This is a genomic window from Streptomyces sp. NPDC006691 (genome assembly GCF_042869955.1).
GTDB lineage: Bacteria > Actinomycetota > Actinomycetes > Streptomycetales > Streptomycetaceae > Streptomyces.
Map to the genome: position 1 here is coordinate 193,987 of NZ_JBIAGW010000012.1, position 21,725 is coordinate 215,711.

General features: G+C 71.6%; 19 protein-coding genes and 1 riboswitch. Of the genes, 14 read left to right on the forward strand and 5 right to left on the reverse strand.

What is annotated here, in order from left to right; genetic code table 11:
• The first annotated feature begins 105 nt into the window (after positions 1-105).
• Positions 106-774 (forward strand): cutinase family protein, encoded by a 669-nt coding sequence (locus ACFYNP_RS25395; protein WP_388409010.1) that lies wholly within the window; start codon positions 106-108, stop codon positions 772-774.
• Between the two features lie 37 nt (positions 775-811).
• Here the strand turns inward: ACFYNP_RS25395 and ACFYNP_RS25400 are convergent, their stop codons facing one another.
• On the reverse strand, positions 812-1,945 hold the full coding sequence (locus ACFYNP_RS25400) for a BTAD domain-containing putative transcriptional regulator (RefSeq protein WP_388788459.1): 1,134 nt from the start codon (positions 1,943-1,945) through the stop codon (positions 812-814).
• A 381-nt stretch (positions 1,946-2,326) separates the two neighbouring features.
• Positions 2,327-3,595, reverse strand: coding sequence for an ROK family protein (locus ACFYNP_RS25405; protein ID WP_388788462.1), 1,269 nt, complete (start codon positions 3,593-3,595; stop codon positions 2,327-2,329).
• 250 nt (positions 3,596-3,845) lie between these two features.
• Here ACFYNP_RS25405 and ACFYNP_RS25410 point away from each other — a divergent pair, with 250 nt between their 5' ends.
• From ACFYNP_RS25410 to ACFYNP_RS25420, 3 genes are all read left to right on the forward strand, one after another.
• Positions 3,846-4,106 (forward strand): hypothetical protein, encoded by a 261-nt coding sequence (locus tag ACFYNP_RS25410; protein WP_388409019.1) that lies wholly within the window; start codon positions 3,846-3,848, stop codon positions 4,104-4,106.
• 193 nt (positions 4,107-4,299) lie between these two features.
• The gene (locus ACFYNP_RS25415) at positions 4,300-4,668 is read left to right on the forward strand and encodes a PRC-barrel domain-containing protein (protein WP_388409022.1); all 369 of its coding nucleotides are present in this window, start codon (positions 4,300-4,302) and stop codon (positions 4,666-4,668) included.
• Between the two features lie 199 nt (positions 4,669-4,867).
• On the forward strand, positions 4,868-5,614 hold the full coding sequence (locus ACFYNP_RS25420; RefSeq protein WP_388409026.1) for a class I SAM-dependent methyltransferase: 747 nt from the start codon (positions 4,868-4,870) through the stop codon (positions 5,612-5,614).
• Positions 5,615-6,034: 420 nt separating this feature from the next.
• On the opposite strand, the gene ACFYNP_RS25425 is transcribed toward ACFYNP_RS25420, so the two are convergent.
• The gene (locus ACFYNP_RS25425; RefSeq protein WP_388409029.1) at positions 6,035-6,856 is read right to left on the reverse strand and encodes a DUF2382 domain-containing protein; all 822 of its coding nucleotides are present in this window, start codon (positions 6,854-6,856) and stop codon (positions 6,035-6,037) included.
• Positions 6,857-7,414: 558 nt separating this feature from the next.
• Here ACFYNP_RS25425 and ACFYNP_RS25430 point away from each other — a divergent pair.
• The 6 genes from ACFYNP_RS25430 to ACFYNP_RS25455 all read left to right on the forward strand — a co-directional run bounded on the left by ACFYNP_RS25430 (position 7,415) and on the right by ACFYNP_RS25455 (position 13,110).
• Complete coding sequence (locus tag ACFYNP_RS25430; RefSeq protein WP_388788465.1) at positions 7,415-7,870, forward strand: hypothetical protein; 456 nt, start codon at positions 7,415-7,417, stop codon at positions 7,868-7,870.
• A 194-nt stretch (positions 7,871-8,064) separates the two neighbouring features.
• Positions 8,065-9,045, forward strand: coding sequence for an alpha/beta fold hydrolase (locus ACFYNP_RS25435; protein WP_388788467.1), 981 nt, complete (start codon positions 8,065-8,067; stop codon positions 9,043-9,045).
• 117 nt (positions 9,046-9,162) lie between these two features.
• Positions 9,163-9,825 carry an NAD(P)H-binding protein gene (locus ACFYNP_RS25440; protein WP_388788470.1) on the forward strand — a complete coding sequence of 221 codons (663 nt, stop codon included), beginning with the start codon at positions 9,163-9,165 and terminating at the stop codon, positions 9,823-9,825.
• Positions 9,826-10,009: 184 nt separating this feature from the next.
• A riboswitch (cobalamin riboswitch) is annotated at positions 10,010-10,191 on the forward strand.
• A 43-nt stretch (positions 10,192-10,234) separates the two neighbouring features.
• Positions 10,235-12,058 (forward strand): ribonucleoside triphosphate reductase, encoded by a 1,824-nt coding sequence (locus ACFYNP_RS25445; protein WP_388788472.1) that lies wholly within the window; start codon positions 10,235-10,237, stop codon positions 12,056-12,058.
• The gene (locus ACFYNP_RS25450) at positions 12,055-12,666 is read left to right on the forward strand and encodes an anaerobic ribonucleoside-triphosphate reductase activating protein (protein WP_388409044.1); all 612 of its coding nucleotides are present in this window, start codon (positions 12,055-12,057) and stop codon (positions 12,664-12,666) included. The genes ACFYNP_RS25445 and ACFYNP_RS25450 overlap by 4 nt, the downstream gene beginning before the upstream one ends.
• A 63-nt stretch (positions 12,667-12,729) precedes the next feature.
• The gene (locus ACFYNP_RS25455) at positions 12,730-13,110 is read left to right on the forward strand and encodes a hypothetical protein (RefSeq protein ID WP_388788474.1); all 381 of its coding nucleotides are present in this window, start codon (positions 12,730-12,732) and stop codon (positions 13,108-13,110) included.
• Here ACFYNP_RS25455 and ACFYNP_RS25460 read toward each other — a convergent pair.
• Positions 13,093-14,511 carry a short-chain fatty acyl-CoA regulator family protein gene (locus ACFYNP_RS25460; protein ID WP_388788477.1) on the reverse strand — a complete coding sequence of 473 codons (1,419 nt, stop codon included), beginning with the start codon at positions 14,509-14,511 and terminating at the stop codon, positions 13,093-13,095. The two genes, ACFYNP_RS25455 and ACFYNP_RS25460, sit on opposite strands and share 18 nt — an antisense overlap.
• A 381-nt stretch (positions 14,512-14,892) precedes the next feature.
• On the opposite strand from ACFYNP_RS25460, the gene aceA reads away from it, so the two are divergent.
• The 3 genes from aceA to ACFYNP_RS25475 all read left to right on the forward strand — a co-directional run bounded on the left by aceA (position 14,893) and on the right by ACFYNP_RS25475 (position 18,810).
• On the forward strand, positions 14,893-16,182 hold the full coding sequence (aceA, locus tag ACFYNP_RS25465; RefSeq protein ID WP_388409051.1) for an isocitrate lyase: 1,290 nt from the start codon (positions 14,893-14,895) through the stop codon (positions 16,180-16,182).
• 169 nt (positions 16,183-16,351) lie between these two features.
• On the forward strand, positions 16,352-17,944 hold the full coding sequence (gene aceB, locus ACFYNP_RS25470) for a malate synthase A (protein WP_388788479.1): 1,593 nt from the start codon (positions 16,352-16,354) through the stop codon (positions 17,942-17,944).
• Positions 17,941-18,810: a 3-hydroxybutyryl-CoA dehydrogenase gene (locus tag ACFYNP_RS25475; protein ID WP_388788481.1), complete on the forward strand. Its 870-nt coding sequence runs from the start codon at positions 17,941-17,943 to the stop codon at positions 18,808-18,810. Before aceB ends, ACFYNP_RS25475 begins: the two co-directional genes overlap by 4 nt.
• A gap of 122 nt (positions 18,811-18,932) precedes the next feature.
• Here the strand turns inward: ACFYNP_RS25475 and ACFYNP_RS25480 are convergent, their stop codons facing one another.
• The gene (locus tag ACFYNP_RS25480; protein ID WP_388788484.1) at positions 18,933-20,876 is read right to left on the reverse strand and encodes a hypothetical protein; all 1,944 of its coding nucleotides are present in this window, start codon (positions 20,874-20,876) and stop codon (positions 18,933-18,935) included.
• Between the two features lie 503 nt (positions 20,877-21,379).
• Between ACFYNP_RS25480 and ACFYNP_RS25485 the strand changes: the two genes are divergently transcribed.
• Positions 21,380-21,568: a hypothetical protein gene (locus ACFYNP_RS25485; protein ID WP_388409063.1), complete on the forward strand. Its 189-nt coding sequence runs from the start codon at positions 21,380-21,382 to the stop codon at positions 21,566-21,568.
• Positions 21,569-21,725: the final 157 nt, after the last annotated feature.

Sequence of the window (21,725 nt, forward strand, 5' to 3'; positions counted from 1 at the left end):
TCATCGCGATGTCATCCCGCGCTGCGAGTGTGCCGGTGACCTGGTCCGCCGCGTCCGGCGTCGCGACGACGCGGACGCACGGGCCACCAACATGGGGAGGATCGAATGCGAGCCAACAGGATCGCAGCCGCCGCAGCCGGGCTTCTGCTGACGGCCGGGCTTTCCGCGGCCCAGGGCACCACCGCACAGGCGGCCACCGCGGGAGCCACGGCCTCGTGCGACGGCACGTACACCATCGTGGTCGGGGGTACGTGGAGCACGTGGGACAACGACCGGTTCCACGGCAACATCCAGCAGCACGTGAGCTACTTCAGTCAGGTTCCCAGCGGCCCGAGCGTCCGGCAGGGCGTGGGTGAACTGAACCGGCTGGTCCGGCTGCAACGTGCCGCGTGCCCGTGGCAGCACGTCAAGATGGGCGGCTACTCCATGGGGGCCGCGGTGGTGCACGTGTGGGTCAGCGAGAACTGGAGGACGTTCGACAACGTCAACGCCATTCTCCTCGCGGACCCGAAGCGGCAGGGCCCTCCCGGCACCAACGGCAGTGCCACGCCGTTCGGCGGCGTCATCGGCGCCCCGCTCTCGGGCGCCGACCGGGACTTCGGCAATGTGCCGGTCAAGACGATCTGCTACTGGGACTACATCTGCGACGAGTCCGCCGGCATCGGGACCTACCCGAAGAACCACAACGAGAACTACTGGCCGGACTTCGACATGGATCACCACAACGACGTCGCCAACGAGACGTGGTACAACGGCGCTTGGTACCCCGGATAGGAACACCTCGACCGACTCGACCGCGCGCCGCGGCCCGTCAGCCGGCCGCGGCGCGCGTCCCCGTGGCGGGCACGGGCGCGAGTGCCGCGACGGCGCCGGACGTGGATCCCGTGGTGGGTCCGGTGAGGCCGGCCTCGTCACCGTGCAGGATCATCTCGTACGTGCGGCGCAGCATCCGGCTCGGCACCACTCCCAGGTCTTCGGCCAGCCGGCGGCGCGCGCGCTCGAAGACGGTCAGTGCGTCGGCCTGCCGCCCGGTCCGGTACAGGGCGCGCATCAGCAGCGCGGCCACCGGCTCGTTGAAGGGGTGGGCGGCGGCGAGGGCGTACAACTCCGCTATGGCCTGCTGGTGTTGGCCCAGTCCCAGTTGCCAGGTCAGCTTGCGCTGCAGGAGGGCGACCCGGCTCTCGTTCAGTCGCGTCCGCTCCAGTTCGGCGAGCGGCCCGGGCAGGCCGGCCAGCGGCTCGCCGCGGAACAGGGCCAGCGCCCGGGAGCAGGCACGCAGCACCTCGGCAGCCCGGCCCGCGCGTTCGGCCCGGGTGATGTCGGCGAGCAGTCGCTCCCACCGCGTCACGTCCACGTCGACCGCGCCGGGCACCAGCCGGTAGCCGCGGTGCCTGTGCTCGATCACCGAGCCCGGGTCGTCCCCGGTGCGCAGGACCTTGCGCAGACGGTAGACGTACACCGGGATCACATTGGTGAGGGGAGGCTCCACCTCCCATATGCCGTCGAGCAGTTCACGCTGGCTGACCGTGCGCCCGGCCTCCAGCGCGAGTGCCGCCAGAACGGCCTGCTGGCGGAGGTGCCCGAGGTTCAGCAGCCGCCCGTCCAGCGATGCCTGGAGCGGGCCGAGCACCGAGATCCGCACCTGACGCACCTCGGCCCGGCCCGCGACGGCTCGCGGTGCCGGGCTCGACGTCCAGGTCCGGGGGCCGCGGCCGGGGACGACCAGCCCGCAGTCGAAGGCGTGCACGATGGCGGCGGCGCGGTCGCGCAGCCCGAGCCGGGCGAGGACGCGTGCCACGTGCCCGGCCACCGAGTCCTCGGGGATCGCGAGAGCGGCGGCGATCTCGTCGTCCCGCAGTCCGCAGCCGAGCGCGTGGAGCACCTTGCGCTCCTGCTGCCCGAGGTCGGAGGCCGTTGGCCGGCCGGTGGTCGCGGTCGTCGTCATCACTGCTCCCCGGGCTCGTCGCGCTGGCGGACGGTCGTCAAGCTAGTGGCGGCGACGGCGGGCGCGGCATCCGGAATGATCCGGGGGCGGTTCCGCTCGCCGGGGGCCGGGGCCGGCCGGAGGCGGGTTCCGCGGTGTCCGGGAGCCGCTCGGTCCTCAACGCCCTTACCCACACCGCCCGGTACTTCGGTCACGGTCGCGCGCGCCGCCGAGCGCACCGAGGTGTCCGTGAGCGTGAGCGGCGACGGCCCCGGCCTTCCCGAGGGCCTTCAGGCCGAGGTCTTCGGCCGGCTCGCGCGCGGCGGCCACGCCGGCTCCCGCGCGACGTTCCGGATGGCGCTCCCCCGGTGGCCAACCCGGTGCTGACAGCGCCCTGGTGCCTCACACGACGGCCGCGCTCGGATCCTCGTACACGGCGTCGAGGGCGAGATGGGCTCCGCCGCGGGCCGCGGCGCCCAGACCCAGGGGCGAGGGGAGGATCTCGCAGCCGCCCGAGTCGGGGGCCATGACCCGCCGCGCCACGCCTTCGCGTACGCGGTCCAGGAGCTGGTCGGCGAAGACCGGGAAATAGCCGCCGAGCACGACCGCGCGTGGATTGAGCACATCGGCCAGGAGCGCGATGCCGAGGCAGAGGCCGTCGGCGATGTGGTCCAGCGCGGCCAGGGTGCGGGGGTCGCCGGCCTCCGCACGCCCGCGCAGCTCGGCAAGGCGCGTGGCGACGTCCAGGGACGCGTCATGGACGGCGTCACCCGGGTCGGCGGCGTGGCGCAGCAGGGCGCCGAGGCCGACCATGGTCTCCCAGCAGCCTCGGCGGCCGCAGTTGCAGAGCCGGCCGCCGGGGGCGAGCCGCATGTGGCCGATCTCGCCGGCGAAGCCCCGGGCGCCGCGCATGAGTCGGCCACCGCTGATGATGCCGCCGCCGACGCCGATGTCGCCGGTGATGGAGATGAGGTCGTGGATGCCGGCGGCCGAGGCGATCACGTACTCGGCGATGGCGCCCAGCTTCGCGTCGTTCTCCAGGTGCAGCACCGGGGCGGCCGGGCCCAGGCGTCCGCGCAGTCCGGCCAGGGCCGGCACGTCCCGCCAGCCGAGGTTCGGGGCGTAGAGGACGCGGCCGGTGCCGATGTCGACGTTGCCGGGCGCTCCCAGCGCGGCGCCCACGAGCCGGGCGTCGACGCTGCTCACGGCCGCGTCGGCCTCGCGGATCAGCTCGGCTGTCGTGTCCAGCACCGCTTCGGGCCCGGTGGCGCGGACGTCGAGCGGGATCCGGCGTTCGAAGACGCAGTCACCGCGCAGGGACCGGGCCACCGTGCTGATGTAGTCGGCGTTGATCTCCAGACCGAGGCCGCAGATGGTCCGGCCGTCGATCTCGACGCTCACCCCCGGCCGCCCCACGGCGCCCTCCCGCTGCGAGTCTCCCTCGCGCACCAGGCGCAGCTCCACGAGTTCGGCGACCAGATTGGTGACGGTGGGGCGCGGCAGGCCGGTGTCCGCCGCGATCTGTGCGCGCGAGCGGGGACCGGCGTCGCGCAGCAGACGCAGCACCAGACCGAGGTTGGTCCGCCGGATCGACGCGCGGTCGCTGGGCCGGGGCGTGCCCCCCATGCCCACCCCGCGAACCACCACACCGCCGCGCGACTTCGCCGCCATCTCTCCCCCGCCCGCGGCGCGTCCCGCCGCGTACCGAACCCTGTCGAAGTGCCCTGCCGGTGACCAGGTTAGTTCCGCGAGATGCGCGAGGTGCTCCACGCCGGTCCGCCCGGCACGGCACTCGCGCTGCCGGGCGACGTACCCAGTACGTCAAGTGCCGCGTCCGGAAGGCGTTTCCGGGCGGAATCACCCACGCCCGGCGGGGTACGCGGAGCGCGACACAGCGCCGACCGAAAGCGAGTACCTCGCCATGAGCGACCGCAGGCCCGAAGGGCCGGGAGCCGCCGGGGCTCCCCTGCCCGAGCCGATACCCCATGATCTGCCCGACCAGCAGGCCGGCGCCGACGGTGATCCCTGGGAAGCTCCGGACCGGTCCGCGGCCGGTACCCGGAGCGAGCGGCCCGATCCCGAGATCCCGGACACCGACGAGGCGGGCACGGGCCGTCGTGGGGCCCCGCACTCCGGAAGCAAACGGCCCGAACATCCCGTCCCCCACGAATCGACGGGTTGAGGCACCGGCCGATTCCCGTTGGCGTTCCTCGGAAAGCGCAGCTCGTCCGCGTGGAACGGATATTCGTGGGCACCCGGAGCGTCAGCGGATCCGAATCCACCTCTCGGCTCTCGAATGCGAGAGACGGAAATCGGGAGGCGGAAAGCGGGCCGCCGATGGCGCGATTGACGAAATTGATGAAGGAGTTGTTCTCATGTCCGACAGCATCTGGGGTTACCGCGAGACGTCCGGCCGCCTGGCCGGTGCCGATCTGACGGGCTACAAGGTCGAGGCGACGGACGGCTCCATCGGCAAGGTCGACAAGCACTCGGACGAGGTGGGGTCCGCCTACATCGTGGTCGACACCGGCCCGTGGATTTTCGGCAAGGAAGTACTCCTGCCCGCCGGAACGATCGAACGCATCGACGCGGACGAGCAGAAGATCTACGTGGACCGCACCAAGGAGCAGATCAAGAACGCCCCCGAATTCGACCGGGACCAGCACCTCGGGAACTCCGGTTACAACGAGGAACTGGGCACCTACTACGGCACCGGAGCCCCCTTCGGCGGCAGGCCCGCCTGACCGGCCCCGACCACAGCGAAGGCCGGCGTAGACCACAGTGAGGGGCGGCCACCCGGATGCCGGGTGGCCGCCCCTCGTTCGTGCGACCCCCGCCCCGACCCACCCGATCTTTGGAGCTTCTGCCAGTACGGGCCTTCCGCCGCGTATGGAGAGACTGCCGGGTGTCCGAACCAGGACATCACTACGGGAGGAGTGTGCGGTGAGCACACAGGAGACGTACGACGGGATCGGCGAGGCGTTCGAGGGGTTCAAGGCGCTGCCGTTGGCCCGGTACGTGGAGGCACCGAGCTTCCTCGCCCTGGTCGGGGACGTCACCGGCAAGAAGGTCATCGACCTGGCCTGCGGCACCGGTTTCTACAGCCGTGAGGTGAAACGGCGCGGTGCGGCGGACGTGTTCGGCATCGACGTCTCCGGCGAGATGATCGCCGCCGCCCTGGGCATCGAGCGGGCGGACCCGCTGGGTGTCCGGTACGAGGTGGGCGATGTGGCCGACCTGCCGCCCGCGAAGCAGCCGTTCGACGTGGCGACCGCGGTGATGCTGCTCAACTATGCGGAGACTCTCGACCAGTTCGAGCTTCTGTGTCGTCGTGTCCACGAAAGCCTCAAGAGCGGCGGCGAGTTCTTCATGCTCCACCAGACGCCGGACTACGACTTCTCCGGGCCGTCGCCCCGTCCGTACGGATTCCTCACCGAGCTGACGGGTGAGGAGTTCGAAACCGGGCCCCGGGTGCGGACCACCGCTCTGCTGGAGGGCGTACCGATCTCGTTCACCTCGGGCCTCGCTCGGCGCGAGGTGTTCGAGACGGCACTCACCAAGGCGGGCTTCAGCGAGCTCACCTGGGTGCCGACCACGGTGTCGCCCGCGGGGATCGAGGCGTACGGGGACGCGTTCTGGGCGGACTACCGGGCCAACCCGGCCTTCGAGATGCTGCGCTGCCGCGCCTGAGGCAAGGGCGCGGGGGGGCGGCTGTTCGCGCGCAACCGGCGGATCCCCCGAACGTGTGCGTTCACCCCGGACAGAGCGCCGGGAACGGGGATCCACCCAGGTGGAACAAGGGAGCGGTTGCAGCAGCGGACCGTCCCGCACGGGTGACAGCGCGTGTAGCGCGCGGCGTCACGGGCACGCGTCTTTCATGATGTTCACGACGCTCATCCTCGTGCCCGTCGCCCTCGCAGTCGTCCTCACCTGGCGCAGCCCACACCACAACCGTCATCGCCGCTGAGCTTTGAGCGAACCCCTTCGCGCCTGTCGCGGCTCCGGCCGTCACGGCCGTCAGCGCGCCGAGTGCACGTAACGCGGTCTCCCTCCACCCCGGCATGCGGGGGGAGGGAGACCGCGTTACACGCATCGTGGGCGATGCCGCCTTCAGCGACGCCGGTCGCCCCGGCCGCCCTCGCCTCGTCGGCTCTCGTCCTTGCCGGTGGCGTCGTCGTACCGGATCTCCTCCTTGCGGACGGTGTCGGACACCTCCTTCTGCTCGGTGACCTTCTCCGTCTCCAGGCGCACCCGCTCCACCGGCACGGCCTCCTTGCGCACGACCGGGCGTTCCGCGTGCAGCGTGACCTCGGTCTCCGCCTCACCGATGTCCACACGCGCGCGGTCGCCCTCGCGGATCGGCTCGCGCACCACGCGGACCTCCTCGTGGCTGACCGGGACGGTCGTGGTCACGTCCTCCGTGACGACGACCTTGCGCAGTCGGGCCCGGCCGACCTCTTCGTTCTCGGTACCGACCCGCAGCCGCTCCTCGGATCGGATCAGGGCGTCCTCGTCACCGGCGAACCGGGCGTGGACGTCCGTACCCGTGGCGTTCCCGGGGACGTCGACGCTGCCGGCGGCGCCACCCGGACCCGGGGTGTGCTTGCCGAACCCGTCGACGCCGTAGTGGCGGTACAGCTCGCTCTCCGCCGCGGCGTCGAGGTGCTCCTCGGCGTCCAGCCGCGGGGCGTCCTTCACCACGCTCTTCGCGTACGCGACGTGCAGGGCGTCGCCGTCACGGCGGGCACCGGCCAGCGGCACGAACGACTCCTTGGTGCCGAAGAGGCCGGTCTTGACCGTGACCCACTCCGGGCGGCCCGAGCCGTCGGCCAGGTAGACCTGTTCGACCCCGCCGATCTTCTCTCCGTCGGGGTCGTAAGCCACCAAGCCCTTGAGACCCTCGGGGCGGCTGAACATGTCACCGGTACTCATGCGGATCACTCCTGACCTGTCGGGGGGATGGGCACGGCGGCATCCGCATACGGAGCCCCGGCCCTCGCTACAACCCCGCCACATCCCCCGCGCCCCGGCGACCGCAACCGACCGCGCGCAACGGCTCACACGCCGCCCACCGCCCCCGCCCCCATGCCTGGCGGCAGCCGTCCGGGGCGGCCGGGCGCATTAGGCCATCCGCGTGAACGCGCCCATTGCGCACGGGACGCGAACCGTGACGCCCGGTGATGCCAGACGAGCCGACGCCCCTCGGGCCCCGTCACGACGCCCGCCCGGTGCGATGATCACGTTTCTCACGCTCAGGGATGAACGGATCTCCGCTCGGCTCGACTTCCGTCTCGGCCGCCCGCTACGAAGTTCACCCAGTACGGGAGAGCTTCGACGAGGGGTATTCATGCGCATGTCTGCCAGGACGACCATCCGTGCCACGACCAGCGTCAGGACGACGGCCTCGGCCGTCCTTGTCGTCCGGCAGGCAGGGGGCGCGGCGGCGGGCCCGGCCATGGTCGTAGCGGCGCTCCCCGGTGGGACGTCCTGATGGCCAGGCCCCGTCTGCTGCTCGTCGTGTGCGCCGGGCTGCTCGCCACCGGCTGTGTCTCGGTCACCTCCAAGCCCGGGCAACCCGACCGACAGCTGAAGCCGGAAGGCGGCCGCCTCACCGCCGTGTCGCCCGGGCCGGAGCAGTGGCCCGCCCGCGAAGCCCTGGCCCCGGCGACCGGCTCGGCGCCCACCACCCGCGGCTCGGGCGCCGTCCAGCCGCCGGACGGGCCGGCCCCGGACCGCCCGCGCCCCGACACGGCGGCCTCGGCTCACCGCACCCCGGTCCAGCGCCGGGCCGCCGCCCGGCACCCCGCGCCCGCGATCCCGCCGCACCACCACCGCGAACAGCCCCGCCCCCGTTACGACCCAGGTCAGGTCTGCGCCTGGGCCAAGGGCACCGGCTTCGACCCTGCGGTGGTACGCGCCTGTCAGCAGCAGCTGGGGCTGAGGTGAAGAGAGCCGCCAACTGACCCCCCAACGGCGGCGGTTGGGGGAACCCCTCACCGAACTCCCGCGTGTTCCGAAGAACGTCCTGGCGGCCCGTTCCCCGCCCCGGCACTATCGGCGCGTGATCCGCGTTGAACCAGTCGAACGGCGAGCCCGGGCCGCGTCCGGCTCGCATCGATCAACGGTCCCGGAGGGAACGCATGGCGCAGCACAGCGCGGAGGTCACCCATCGATCGGTCCCCTCCCCGGCCGGCCGGATCCATCTCGTGGAGCAGGGCACCGGGCCCTTGGTGCTGCTCGTTCACGGCTTCCCGGAATCCTGGTACTCCTGGCGTCATCAGCTGCCCGTGCTCGCGGCGGCGGGATTCCGCGCGGTCGCCCTCGACGTACGCGGCTACGGCCGCTCCTCCAAACCGGCCGCCGCATCCGCGTACCGGATGGTCGATCTGGTCCAGGACAACCTCGCGGTGGTCCGGGCCCTGGGCGAGGAGTCGGCGGTGATCGTCGGCCATGACTGGGGCGCGGCCATCGCGGCGAATTCCGCCCTGTCCCACCCGGGGGTCTTCCGCGCGGTGGGGCTGCTGAGCGTTCCCTACGCGCCGCGCGGCGGGCCGCGCCCCAGCGAGCTCTTCAACGGCATGGGAGGAGACCAGGAGTTCTACGTCTCGTACTTCCAGGAGCCGGGCCGCGCGGAGGCAGAGATCGAGCCGGATGTCCGCGGCTGGCTCACGGGTTTCTACGCGGCGCTGTCCGCGGACACGATGCCGGCTCCCGGCGCCCCGGACCCACACTTCGTCAGCAGGAACGGCACCTTGCGCGAGCGCTTCCCCGCCGGCAGGGTGCCCACTTGGCTCGGGGAGCGTGAACTCGACTTCTACGTCGGCGAGTTCGAGCGCACTGGTCTCGCCTCGGCCCTCAACCGGTACCGCAACATGGACCGCGACTGGGAGGACTTCGCCGCCTACGACGGCGCCCCCATCACCCAGCCGTCCCTGTTCATCGGCGGTGCCCGCGACGCGTCCACGACATGGCTGGCCGATGCGATCAAGGCATACCCGGACACCCTGCCGGGGCTGGTCGCCTCCCATGTTCTGGACGACTGCGGCCATTGGATCCAGCAGGAACGTCCGGCCGAGGTCAACCGGCTCCTCACCGACTGGCTGGCCGGCCTGCCCGCCTGAACCACCCCCCCCCGTCTGCGCCCCGCACCAGTGCCATCGGGGCAGGAGGGACCAAGGGGACATGGAGGATCGGTGATTTCCCGGCGCGGACCGGGCTCGGCGCCTAGGGTCGGTGACATGCGCATTGTTATCGCTGGTGGTCACGGTCAGATCGCACTGCGGCTCGAACGGCTGCTGCACGCACGCGGAGACGACGTCGCGGGGATCATCCGCACAGCGGAGCAGGCAGGCGATCTGCTGACGGCGGGCGCCGAACCCGTCGTGTGCGACCTGGAGTCGGCGTCCCTCGATGAGCTCGCCCCGCACATGGAGGGCGCGGACGCGGCCGTGTTCGCGGCCGGCGCCGGCCCGGGCAGCGGAGTGGCCCGCAAGGACACTGTGGACCGTGCGGCATGCTCCCTGTTCGCGGACGCCGCGGAGGCCGCCGGGGTGCGGCGCTTCATCGTCGTGTCCGCGCTGGGCGCCCGGAACGCGCCCGCGCCCCGCGGTTCCGCCTCCGTATTCGCCGCCTACCTGTACGCCAAGGCCGCGGCCGACGCGGATGTCCAGGCGCGGGCCGGGCTCGACTGGACGATCCTTCGTCCGGGCCAGCTCACCAACGGGCCGGGCACGGGCCTGGTGACCCTCGCCGAGTCCACCGGAGGAGGGGCCGTCACCCGCGACGACGTGGCCTCCGTGCTGGCCGCCCTGCTTCATGAGCCCGGCACCGCGGGGCAGACCCTGGAGCTGATCGGCGGAAGCGTTCCGGTGGACAAGGCGGTCGCCTCGCTCGTCGCCTGACTCACCGCGCAAGCGCTCGGCGGTTCGGCGGTTCGGCGGTTCGGCGGTTCGGCGGACCATGACCCGCGATGGGCAGTAGCCGTCACCGCCGCCCGCCGAGACCGAAGTCCCTTCCCTATGGCCCCACATACGGGACCAAGGTCACACAACATCTCGTGTCGGGATATCGCATCCCATCGCAGATGTAGTGTTTCGTTCTGCCGGTTCGACGGCCGCGGCCGATGCCGCGCGTCGAGGCAAGAGGGAACCCGGTGGGAATCCGGGACTGCCCCGCAACGGTGAGTGGGAACGACGGCCGGGTGCGTACGCGCATCCGCACGCGCACAACCCGCGAGTCCGATACCTGCCGGCACACATCCGCGCGTACTCACGCCCGGAGAACGTTCCGACGCCTCGTGGGAGGGCTGACGTGACTGTCGTCGACGCCGTCGATTCCGTGACCGAATATCTGGACCGCAGCGACTGGCGGGTCAACGCCAATGCCAATCAGGGCTATTCGCTCGGCGGCCTGATCCTCAACACCGCGGGAAAGGTCATCGCCAACTACTGGCTGGACCAGGTGTATCCAGAGGCGGTCGGGCGCGCCCATCGCGACGGCGACCTCCACATCCACGATCTCGACATGCTCGCGGGCTACTGCGCGGGCTGGTCGCTGCGCACCCTGATCACCGAGGGTCTCAACGGAGTGCCCGGCCAGATCGACTCGGGGCCACCGCGCCACTTCTCCGCCGCGGCCGGCCAGATCGTGAACTTCCTCGGCACGCTCCAGAACGAGTGGGCCGGCGCCCAAGCCTTCAGCTCGTTCGACACGTACATGGCTCCGTTCGTCCGCAAGGACGCCATGACGTACTACGAGGTCCGGCAGTGCGTCCAGGAGATGGTGCACAACCTCAACGTGCCCTCGCGCTGGGGCACCCAGACGCCGTTCACCAACCTCACCTTCGACTGGACCTGCCCGGTCGATCTGCGTGCGGAGGTGCCCGTGATCGGCGGCGTCGAGATGGACTTCCGCTACGGGGACCTCCAGGCCGAGATGGACCTGATCAACCGCGCGTACATCGAGGTGATGACCGAAGGCGACGCCGCCGGGCGGGTGTTCACCTTTCCCATCCCCACCTACAACATCACCCGGGACTTCCCCTGGGAGAGCGAGAACGCCGACCGGCTGTTCGCGATGACCGCCAAGTACGGGCTGCCGTACTTCCAGAATTTCATCAACTCCGACCTCCGGCCGCACCAGATCCGTTCCCTGTGCTGTCGGCTCCAGCTGGACCTGACCGAGCTGCTCAAACGCGGCAACGGACTGTTCGGCAGCGCCGAGCAGACCGGCTCCCTCGGCGTCGTCACCGTCAACTGCGCCCGGCTGGGCCATGTCCACGCCGGTGACGAGGACGGCCTGTTCACCGCGCTCGACCGGCTCCTCGAACTCGCCCGCACCAGCCTGGAGATCAAACGCGTCACCGTCCAGGACCTGATCGACGGCGGGCTCTACCCCTACACCAAGCGCTACCTCGGCACCCTGCGCAACCACTTCTCCACCATCGGCGTGAACGGGATCAACGAGATGATCCGGAACTTCACGTACGACACCCACGACATCACCACCGCCGCGGGACACGCCCTGGCCGTGCGGCTGCTCGACCATGTGCGGGCCACGATGATCGAGTTCCAGGAGCAGACCGGGCACCTCTACAACCTGGAGGCGACCCCGGCAGAGGGAACGACGTACCGGTTCGCGAAGGAGGACCGCAAGCGCTTCCCCGGCATTCTCCAGGCAGGTTCGGACGAGCACCCCTACTACACCAACTCCTCACAGCTGCCGGTCGGTTGGACCGACGATCCGTTCACGGCGCTGGAGATGCAGGACGAGTTGCAGGGCAAGTACACCGGCGGCACCGTACTCCACCTCTACATGTCGGAGCGCGTCTCCACCGGGGAGGCCTGCCGCAACCTCGTCCGCCGCTCCCTCGAACGGTTCTCGCTGCCGTACCTGACGGTGACGCCGACGTTCTCGATCTGCCCCGCGCACGGATACCTGTCGGGCGAGCACATCAACTGCCCCCAGTGTGAAGCCATGTGCGAGGTATGGACACGCGTCATGGGCTACCACCGCCCGATCGCCTCCTTCAACATCGGCAAGAAGGGCGAGCACGCCGAGCGGGTCCACTTTCGCGAGGGTGCGGGGCCCGGCGAGGGCGCGGATCCCCGCGACGGCGCGGGGACGACGGCGTGATACGGATCGGTGGCTGGTCACGGCTTTCCAGCTGCGACTGGCCGGGCCGCCTGGTCACCACCGTCTTCTGCCAGGGCTGCCCATGGCGGTGCGGCTATTGTCACAACCCCGGACTCCTGCCGCCCCGCTCGGCGGCCGTCGTCCCCTGGCAGACGGTGACGTCCCATCTCGCCCGCCGCCGCGGGCTCCTGGACGGCATCGTCCTCTCGGGCGGCGAACCCCTCCTCCAGCCGGGGTTGGCCGACGCACTGCGTGAGGCGAGGGCGCTCGGCTTCGAGACCGGCCTGCACACCGGCGGCGCCTACCCGCGCCGCTTCGCACGGCTCCTCTCGGCGGGCCTGCTCGACTGGGTGGGCTTCGACGTGAAGGCCGCGCCCTCCGCGTACGAGAAGGTCACGGGCGTCGCCAACAGCGCGGCCCCGGCCGCGCGCAGCCTGCGCCTGCTCCTCGACGCCGGGATACCGCACCAGATCCGCAGCACGATCGACCCGGCCCTGCTCGACGGGGCGGACGTGGTGGAGCTGGAGCGGTGGGTGATACGGCAGGGCGTGCGGGGTCATGTCACGACACCGGCGAGATCCATCTCACCGGCGGCGTACGGGCGTTGAGCGGTCGGCCGTGCCCCTGGACCGGGGCGCGGCCTGCCTCCGGGGCGCCCTGGCACCGATGCGATGAGCGGCGCGCTGCTCGTCACCGCCGCGGGAGCGGTCGCGCTGGGGCACGCGCCCTCCTTGCCCGTCGCCGTGGCATGCGGCTCCCTGATCGGCCTGACCAGTGGGTTCACAACGACCTTGAGCGGCGCGCTGGTCCAGACGGAAACCGACCCCCGCTACCTCGGACGCGTCACCTCGGTCACCACCCTCCGCACGCTCGGCCTCGCCCCCGTGCTCTTCCCGGCGGTCGGCATCACGGTGGCCCTGTGGGGAGCGGAGATGTTCTTCGTCGGCTGCGACGCGATCTGTCTGCTCGCCGCGCTGCTCGGCCTCTCGGTCCCCGTCGTACGGCGCGCCCGGCTCCACGCGCCGGGAACCGCGTCACAGGCCGCCGGCTGACACGTCCGCCACCGGGTAGGGGACGAACGTGCTGCTGTTCTCGTCGATGGCCAGGCGCCGGTCCAGGGGCGGCACGGCACGCTGGGGGCAGTCGGTGCGTTCGCACAGGCGGCAGCCCATGCCGATGGGAACGGCCGCGGAGGCGTTGTCCAGGTCGAGCCCCTCGGAGTACACCAGCCGTGAGGCGTGCCGGAGTTCGCAGCCCAGCCCGATGGCGAAGGTCTTGCCCGGCTCGCCCCAGCCACCCCGGTGCCGCGAGACCGCCCGCGCGGTCCACAGGTAGCGCCGGCCGTCCGGCATCGCGGCGACCTGGACGTGGATGCGGCCGGGGGCGGCGAAGGCCTCGTACACGTTCCACAGCGGGCAGGTGCCGCCCGCCCGCGAGAAGTGGAAGGCGGTGGCGGACTGGCGCTTGGACATGTTGCCGGCCCGGTCGACCCGCACGAAGGAGAAGGGCACCCCGCGCAGCCGGGGGCGCTGCAAGGTGCTGAGCCGGTGACAGATCGTCTCGTATCCGAGGCCGAAGTGGTCGGTGAGGCGCTCGATGTCGTAGCGGGATTCCTCGGCGGCCGCGTGGAAGCGGCGGTAGGGAAGGATCAGCGCCGCCGCGAAGTAGTTGGCGATGCCGATGCGGGCGAGCGGCCACGCGACGGATTCCTCGTCGAAGTCCTCCGAGGCCAGCGCCGACATCCCGTCCCCGTGCTCCAGCAGGGCGAGTTGGGTCGCCATCCGGAACGCCTGCTGGCCCGGGCGCAGTCGGCCGGAGAGGTGCAGGACGCGCGCGGTGGCATCGTAGTGGTGCAGGAGACGCTCGGAGTCCGTGGCCGTCCGTACGCCGTGCCGTTCACCGAGGCGGGCGGAGAGCACGCGCAGGACTTCCCCGGGGCGTACACCGGTCTCGGCCGCCAGCTCCTCGGCAGCGACATCGATGTCGTGGAGGTAGTTCTGCCGGCGGTAGAAGAACTCGCGGATCTCCTCGTGCGGGGAACGCGGCTGGGCCACCGTACCCGCCCCCCGACCCTCCGCGACCTCGGCGAGCTGCTCGGTCAAGTGCTGGTTACGGCGCCCCAGTTCGACGAGGACCGTGGCTACCGCGGGCATGCGCGCGGCCAGGTCGGCGAGGTCGGACGAGGACACCAGGCCCGTGGAGACCTCGCCGGTGAGGGCGTCCCGCAGGTCCGCGACCAGACGGCTGGTGTCGCGCTCCGAGAAGAAGCCCGGATCGACGCCGAAGGCCTCGGTCAGACGGAGCAGTACGGGCACGGTCAGCGGCCGGGAGTCGTGCTCCATCTGGTTCAGATAGCTCGGCGAGATGGCCAGGGTGCGGGCCAGGTCGACCTGGCTCATCCGCCGGTCCTCGCGCAGCCGGCGCAGCCGCGCCCCCGCGTACGTCTTGTTCACCCGTGGCTCCCGTGTAGTCACGATCGTCGGCACTGCCCGCGATCGTAGCCGCCAGGGTGCCGGTCGGTGCCTTGACAAGGTTGGCAAAGGGCGAAGAGAAGATGCGCAGAACTTGGCAGCTTTCCCCGCTTGATGGCACTGAGTGCCAGTGCCAGAGTCGTTACGCGGCCCGCCGGACTCCGTCGGGCGGAGTGGAACCAACCGGGGCACGGATCAAGCCCTGACGCCGGAGATCCCGGCTCCCTCCGCCCAGCTCCGCACCATTGCCCGGATGGCCGACCAGGGGTACGACGGGCCGCCATCCCAACATCATTACGGCACCCGGTGCCGCCCATTCGCACAGTTCACGAACCGCAGTTCACGATTCCTCGGGAGACGGTCATGGCACAGGCAGACACGACGACAGCGGCGGCCGCGGAACTGGCCCAGCGGTGGGCGAGCGACCCTCGGTGGAAGGGGATCGACCGCACCTACACCGCGGAGGACGTGGTGCGGCTCTCCGGCAGCGTCCGCGAGGAGGCCACCCTCGCCCGGCGCGGCGCCGAGCGGCTGTGGCGGCAGCTCCACGAGCAGGACTACATCCACGCGCTCGGCGCGCTCACCGGCGGCCAGGCCGTCCAGCAGGTGAAGGCCGGGCTCCAGGCGATCTACCTGTCCGGCTGGCAGGTGGCCGCCGACGCCAACCAGGCCGGACACACCTACCCCGACCAGAGCCTCTACCCGGCCAACTCCGTTCCCCAGGTGGTGCGTCGGATCAACAACGCGCTGCTGCGCGCGGACCAGATCGCCACCGCCGAGGGCGGCACGGACACCACCGACTGGCTGGCCCCGATCGTCGCCGACGCCGAGGCCGGGTTCGGCGGCCCGCTCAACGCCTTCGAGCTGACCAAGGCGATGATCACGGCCGGTGCCGCCGGCATCCACTACGAGGACCAGCTGGCTTCCGAGAAGAAGTGCGGTCACCTCGGCGGCAAGGTGCTCGTCCCCACCTCCCAGCACATCCGCACCCTCAACGCGGCACGTCTCGCCGCCGACATCGCCGACGTGCCCACCCTGATCGTCGCCCGCACCGACGCCCTGGCGGCCAACCTGCTGACCAGCGACGTGGACGAGCGCGACGCGCCGTTCGTGACCGGCGAGCGCACGGCCGAAGGCTTCTACCGGGTGCGCAACGGCATGGCCCCCGTCATCGCCCGAGGCCTCGCCTATGCCCCGTACGCCGACCTCATCTGGGTCGAGACGGGCACCCCGGACCTGGCTCAAGCCCGCGAGTTCGCCGAGGCCATCCACGCCGAGCACCCGGACCAGCTGCTGGCCTACAACTGCTCGCCCTCCTTCAACTGGAAGGCGTCCCTGGACGACGACCAGATCGCCAAGTTCCAGCGCGAGCTGGGCGCCATGGGCTACCGCTTCCAGTTCATCACCCTGGCCGGCTTCCACTCCCTCAACCACGGGATGTTCGACCTGGCCCGCGGCTACGCCGAGCACGGCATGACCGCCTATGTCGACCTCCAGGAAAGGGAGTTCGCCGCTCAGGAGCACGGCTTCACCGCCGTCAAGCACCAACGCGAGGTCGGCACCGGCTACTTCGACCAGGTCTCCACGGCCATCAACCCGGCCTCCTCCACCACGGCCCTGACGGGCTCCACCGAGGAGGAGCAGTTCCACTAGGAGGCGCGCGCCGCCCTCCTCCCCCGCACGACCCGCCGTCCCCGTGTCCCGGGGCGTGCCGTCTTCTTCCCGCCGCACGACCCGCCGTCCCCGTGTCCAGGGGCGGGGCCGCACGACCGTCTCCGTCCGGCCCCGCCCCTCCCTGCCCCTCCCCGCTGAGGAGACCCGCATGACCCTCTCCGCCCCGACCGTCCGTGCCCGGGTCCTCGGCACCCCGGGACACCGGCACGACGAGATCCTCACGCCCGAGGCGCTGGAGTTCCTCGGCCTGCTCGTCGACGAGTTCGGCGACCGTCGCCTCCACATCCTCAGGGAACGCGGGCGGGTGGCGTCCCGGCTGGCCTCGGGCTCGCCGTTCGGCTTCTCCGTCGCCACCGCCCGCATCCGCGCGGACGAGTCCTGGCGGGTGGCGCCCCCGGCGCCCGGTCTGACCGACCGCCGGGTGGAGATCACCGGCCCGCCGGAGCGCGGCACGGCGGTCGACGCCCTCAACTCGGGCGCCCAGGTGTGGATGGCGGACTTCGCGGACGCCACCTCGCCCACCTGGGCCAACATCGTGGACGGCCAGCTCAACCTGCTCGACGCGATCGAGCGCCGCATCGACTTCACCACCCCCGAGGGCAAGCACTACCGGCTCGGCGAGCAGCTCGCGACCATCGTCGTGCGCCCCCGGGGCTGGCACCTGGCCGAAGAGCACCTGGAGTTCGACGGCCGCCCCGCGCCCGCCTCCCTCGTCGACTTCGGGCTCTACTTCTTCCACTGCGCCCAGCGGCAGATCGACGCCGGCCACGGGCCGTACTTCTCCCTGCCGAAGCTGGAGAGCCGTGACGAGGCCCGGCTGTGGAACGACATCTTCGTCGTCGCCCAGGGGCGTCTCGGTATTCCCCGCGGCACCGTACGCGCGACCGTCCCGATCGAGACCGTCACGGCCGCGGTCGCCATGGAGGAGATCCTCTACGAGCTGCGTGAACACAGCGCGGGGCTGAAGGCCGGCCGCTGGGACTACCTCTTCAGCCTGATCAAGACCTTCGGCCACCGCACCGACTTCCTGCTGCCGGACCGGGCGCAGGTCACCATGACCGCGTCCTTCATGCGGGCCTGCACCGATCTGCTGGTGCGCACCTGCCACAAGCGGGGCGCGCACGCCATCGGCGGCATGGCCGCCCAGGTGCCGAGCGAGGACGCGGGGGCCCACCAGGCGGCACTCGCCGCGGTCCGGCTCGACAAGGAACGTGAGGCCGAGGACGGTTTCGACGGTTCCCAGATCGCCCATCCGGCGCTCGTACCGGTCCTCCGCGAGGTCTTCGACGAGGTGCTCGGCGCCCGCCCGCATCAGCTCGAACGCACCCGCGACGACGTCGAGGTCACGGCCGCCCACCTGGTTTCCGTGCGCCGCACCAGCGCCCCGCCCACCCCCGAGGGCGTCCGGACCAACGTGGCGGTCGCCCTGCGCTACTACGCCGCCTGGCTGGGCGGCCGGGGAGCCGTGGCCATCGACGGGCTGATGGAGGACGCCGCCACGGCCGAGATTGCACGGGCGCAGATCTGGCAGTGGCTGCGGCACCGGGTGGTCGAGCGCTCCACGGTCGTGCGGCTCGTGGAGGCCGAACTCGCCCTCCTGGAACCGGAGCTCTCCCGGCCGACCTCCGACGCCCTTCGTGAGCTCTTCGAACGAACGGCGATGGCGAGGGAGTTGCCCGGCTTCTTCACCACCGACGCCTACACCCGTCACCTCGTGCACCGCCCGGAAGGACAGTCATGACCGGAGCCATCAGCAGGATCGGAGTGGTGGGCGGCGGACAGATGGGCGCCGGTATCGCCGAAGTGTGCGCCCGCGCGGGTCTCGACACCGTCGTGTGCGAGGCCGACGGGGTCGCCGCCCTGTCGACCCGTGAGCGGATCGCGGTGTCGCTCGAACGTGCCGTACAGCGTGGGAAGTTGGACCGCGTCTCTGCCGAAGAGGCAATGGACCGCCTGGCCTTCACCAGCAGCCTCGAAGACCTGGCGGACCGTCAGCTCGTCATCGAGGCCGTCGTCGAGAACATCGAGGCCAAGACGGAGATCTTCGCCAAGCTGGACAAGATCGTCGAGGATCCCTCCGCGATCCTCGCCACCAACACCTCCTCCATCCCCGTCATGCGCCTGGGCATGGCCACCCGGCGAGCCGACCGCGTCCTGGGGCTGCACTTCTTCAACCCCGTGCCCGTACTACCCCTGGTCGAGATCGTCTCCTCGCTGCACACGACGTCACGGACGTCCGATGCCGTGGCGGAGTTCGCCGAGCACACCCTGGGCAAGACGGTCGTACGCTCCCGGGACCGGGCGGGGTTCGTCGTCAACGCGCTGCTCGTGCCCTACCTGCTGTCGGCGATCCGCATGACGGAGGCCGGCTTCGCCACCCCCGCCGACGTGGACGCGGGCATGGAGCTCGGCTGCGCCCACCCGATGGGTCCGCTCAAGCTGGCCGACCTGATCGGCCTGGACACGGTCGCCGCCATCGCGCAGTCCCTCTACGAAGAGTTCAAGGAACCCCTCTACGCGCCGCCGCCCTTGCTGCAACGCATGGTGGAGGCCGGGCTGCTCGGCCGCAAGAGCGGCCGCGGGTTCCACCCGTACGACCGGGGCTGAGGGGCCCGGGTCAGCCGCTGGGCAGAGGGCCGGCGGCCGCTGTGGAGGGGGCGTGACACGGGTTGGGAGATCCGTGTCACGCCTCACGCCGCGCTTCCCACCTGCCCGCGCGCTCGCCGCCGTCACCCATGAACGGCGCCGAGCGTCCTTCCGGTGCTGAGCACTCCGCTGATGTCAGCCGACTGGCCCGGCGCCGCCTTGACGGCGAGCGTCGTGCCGGTACCGTCCGCGCGCACCTGCCCCGTCACGGCGATCCGGGTGACCGCACGGCTTCCGGCGGCGAGGAGGTACTGGGTGCCCGAGGGCGCGCTCCATCGGGCGTCGGCCAGGATGTGCTGGTTGAAGCGGCTGCAGTACGAGGTGTCGCGCGCGTCGGCGATCAGGGTGCCTGGCTCGCGTGCCGCCGTCGTGGGCGGCTGGAACCGTACGACGGCCCGCCCGGGCCCGTTCCAGGTGTCGGCCCGGGAACACAGCCACTCCGCCTGGCCCGCGTTCTCCGGCAGTTGCTGTTCGGCGAACACCCAGTTGTTGACCGCCCGTACGCCACCCCCGGCCGCGGACCGCAACGTACAGGCCGCGTGGGACCAGCTCACCAGCGCTGCCGTACTCGTCGCTTCGCGGGGTTGACGTGCCGGGGCGCCGCTTCCGGGGGGCGGCGTGTAGGTGAGGTGGACGGGCGACGGATCACCGAGGTCGGTGAGCAGGAAGGCGTGCTTCTCCGCGATGCGCTCGGACGAACGCAGTTGCAGGACGGGCCAGTTGGCGCACGGCCCGGCAAGGTCGGGGCGTGCGACCGCGTCGCTGACGCCGTCGCCGGCCACGTGCAGCGGGCGGGCCGGGCTGTCGGGTGCGAGCAGGTCGCGCGTGGTCGACTCGGCGATCCAGGGGGCGAACAGGAAGCGGGTCTGGTGCTCGGTCCGGACGAGGACCAGCGCGGCCGCCGTGGTGACATCGGCGTTGTCGGCGCGCGAGAAGCCCAGTTCGGACGGGCGGCCGGTGGTTTCCGCGTAGCGCACGATCCGCTGGCCGTCGTAGAGCAGGACCACGTCGGTGTCGTCCACCCGTCCCGCGTAGAGGAGTTGGGGCGACGCCGATGTGGGGCCCGTCCCGGTCCTGGGCGCGGCCGATACGCGGACGTCGGTGCCCGGCCGTGCCCAGGCGCGCAGCGCGCGGCCCAGCAGGGCACGGTCCTGGACGAGGCTGCCGCGCGCGGGCCAGACCGTGAAGTCGATGCGCGAGCTCGACTGCCAGGCCGCGCCCGGGGCACGCCCCAGGGACGCCGGATCGACCATCGCGACTCCGGCGCCGGAGCGGCCGGTGAGATCGGGCGACGCCGGGTCCTTGCCGCTCTGGCCCACGGTCAGCATCACCGCGACCAAGAGGGCGCCGGCCGCCCCCCACCGCCGCCAATGGCGACGCCGCAGCAGGTCCGTTGGCCGGGCCTGCACCGTGCACGGGTCGAATTCGACGGAGTCGAGCAGCAGCCCCGCCCGGGTGCCGTCCTGCGGCCCGAGCGCCTCGGCGGCGCGCAGCGCGGCCTCCGGGTCCGGGACTCCGGCCGCCGCCAGGAGTTCGACGGCGGTGTCCGGGGCGTACCCCTCCAGGTGCTGGAGCACGAAGGCCGCCCGCACCCCGGCGGGTACGGTCGCCAACTGCTGCTCCAGGGCCAGTTCGTCAGCGCCGCCGATCCGGGGCGTCAGCCTCAGCCCCCACACGGCGGGCAGTGCCGGCCGCACCGCCCGGCGCCAGCGGGCGGCTGCGCCCTCGTACGACAGGGCGGCGCTCACCACGCGCCGCACGATCCAGCCGAGGGCCGGGGTGGCCCGGTCGTCGCGCGGTGCGGGCACCCGCCCCTGCTTGATCGGCGCGGGGCGGGCGGGCAGCGCGTTCTGTACCACGCCGTGGGCGGCGAGCACCCGCCGATGGCGCCCGAGCCGAGGCGGAAGGATGAGGTAGGCCAGCCGGACGAGCCGGGGGTAGTGCTCGACGAGCGTCGCCTCCGCCTGGCCGAGCGCGGGCACCGGACCGGCAGGACAGGGATGACGCTCGCGTTGTGGGGCTGGCATGGTGGAACACCTTCTCCGGGGCGGACGTTGTGGCCTTTGCCCTTCAAACGAGCGAATCGGATGACAGTCACACCGCCAGCGCCTCCAGGGGGCGCGCGGGTGCATCCCGGGCGCCGTACGCGCGCGGCGCATCCTCCGGGGCGGTCGCTCGTTTCCCCCTCCATGGAAGAGTGCGCTCATCGGATCAAAGGCCCGCGCCCGGCGAAGCGTCGTCCCGCCCCGCCGAAGGAGGCCGATGCCGGCTCCCCCCGAGGCGAGAGGCCGCCGCCTGCTGACGCGCGTACGCAGCACGGACCGGGCGCCGCGGAGGTGGGCTTCAACCGGTGGTGCACGGTGATCTTCTGACGTCCGGGCCCGGCCCCGATCGGCATCCCGGACCGCCCTCCCGGGCCGGCGCCCGCGAGCTAACCGCGGCGGCGCGGGATTCACCCGAATAGCGTCCTGGACGGGCGTGGGGCTCCCGGGGATGGTGCTGTGGAGTGCTCCCCTGTAGGAGGACTGCCATGTACGAAATGCACGTCGGCACGGCCGTTACCGGCACCCGCCGGGTGTGGCACGTCGTCGCCCACGACCAGCGCGCCACCTTGTGCGGCCAGCCCCTCGAACCCGTCGAGGACACCCAGACCGATCACCACTGTCTGCAATGCATGACGGCCTTCCAGCGCCTCATGCAAGCTGTCGAGCCCGCCTGACGCCAGTCGGACGGCATCGAGGGCTCGCTCGCCCTCCGGAGGCGTGATGGACTCCATCTGCCTGACATGTTCATCAAGGAATTCGGCGACGCCGGAGCCCACGAGGTCGTCCACCGCGATCTTCGCCCTGTTCGTCCTTTTCCAGGTCACCTGGGGT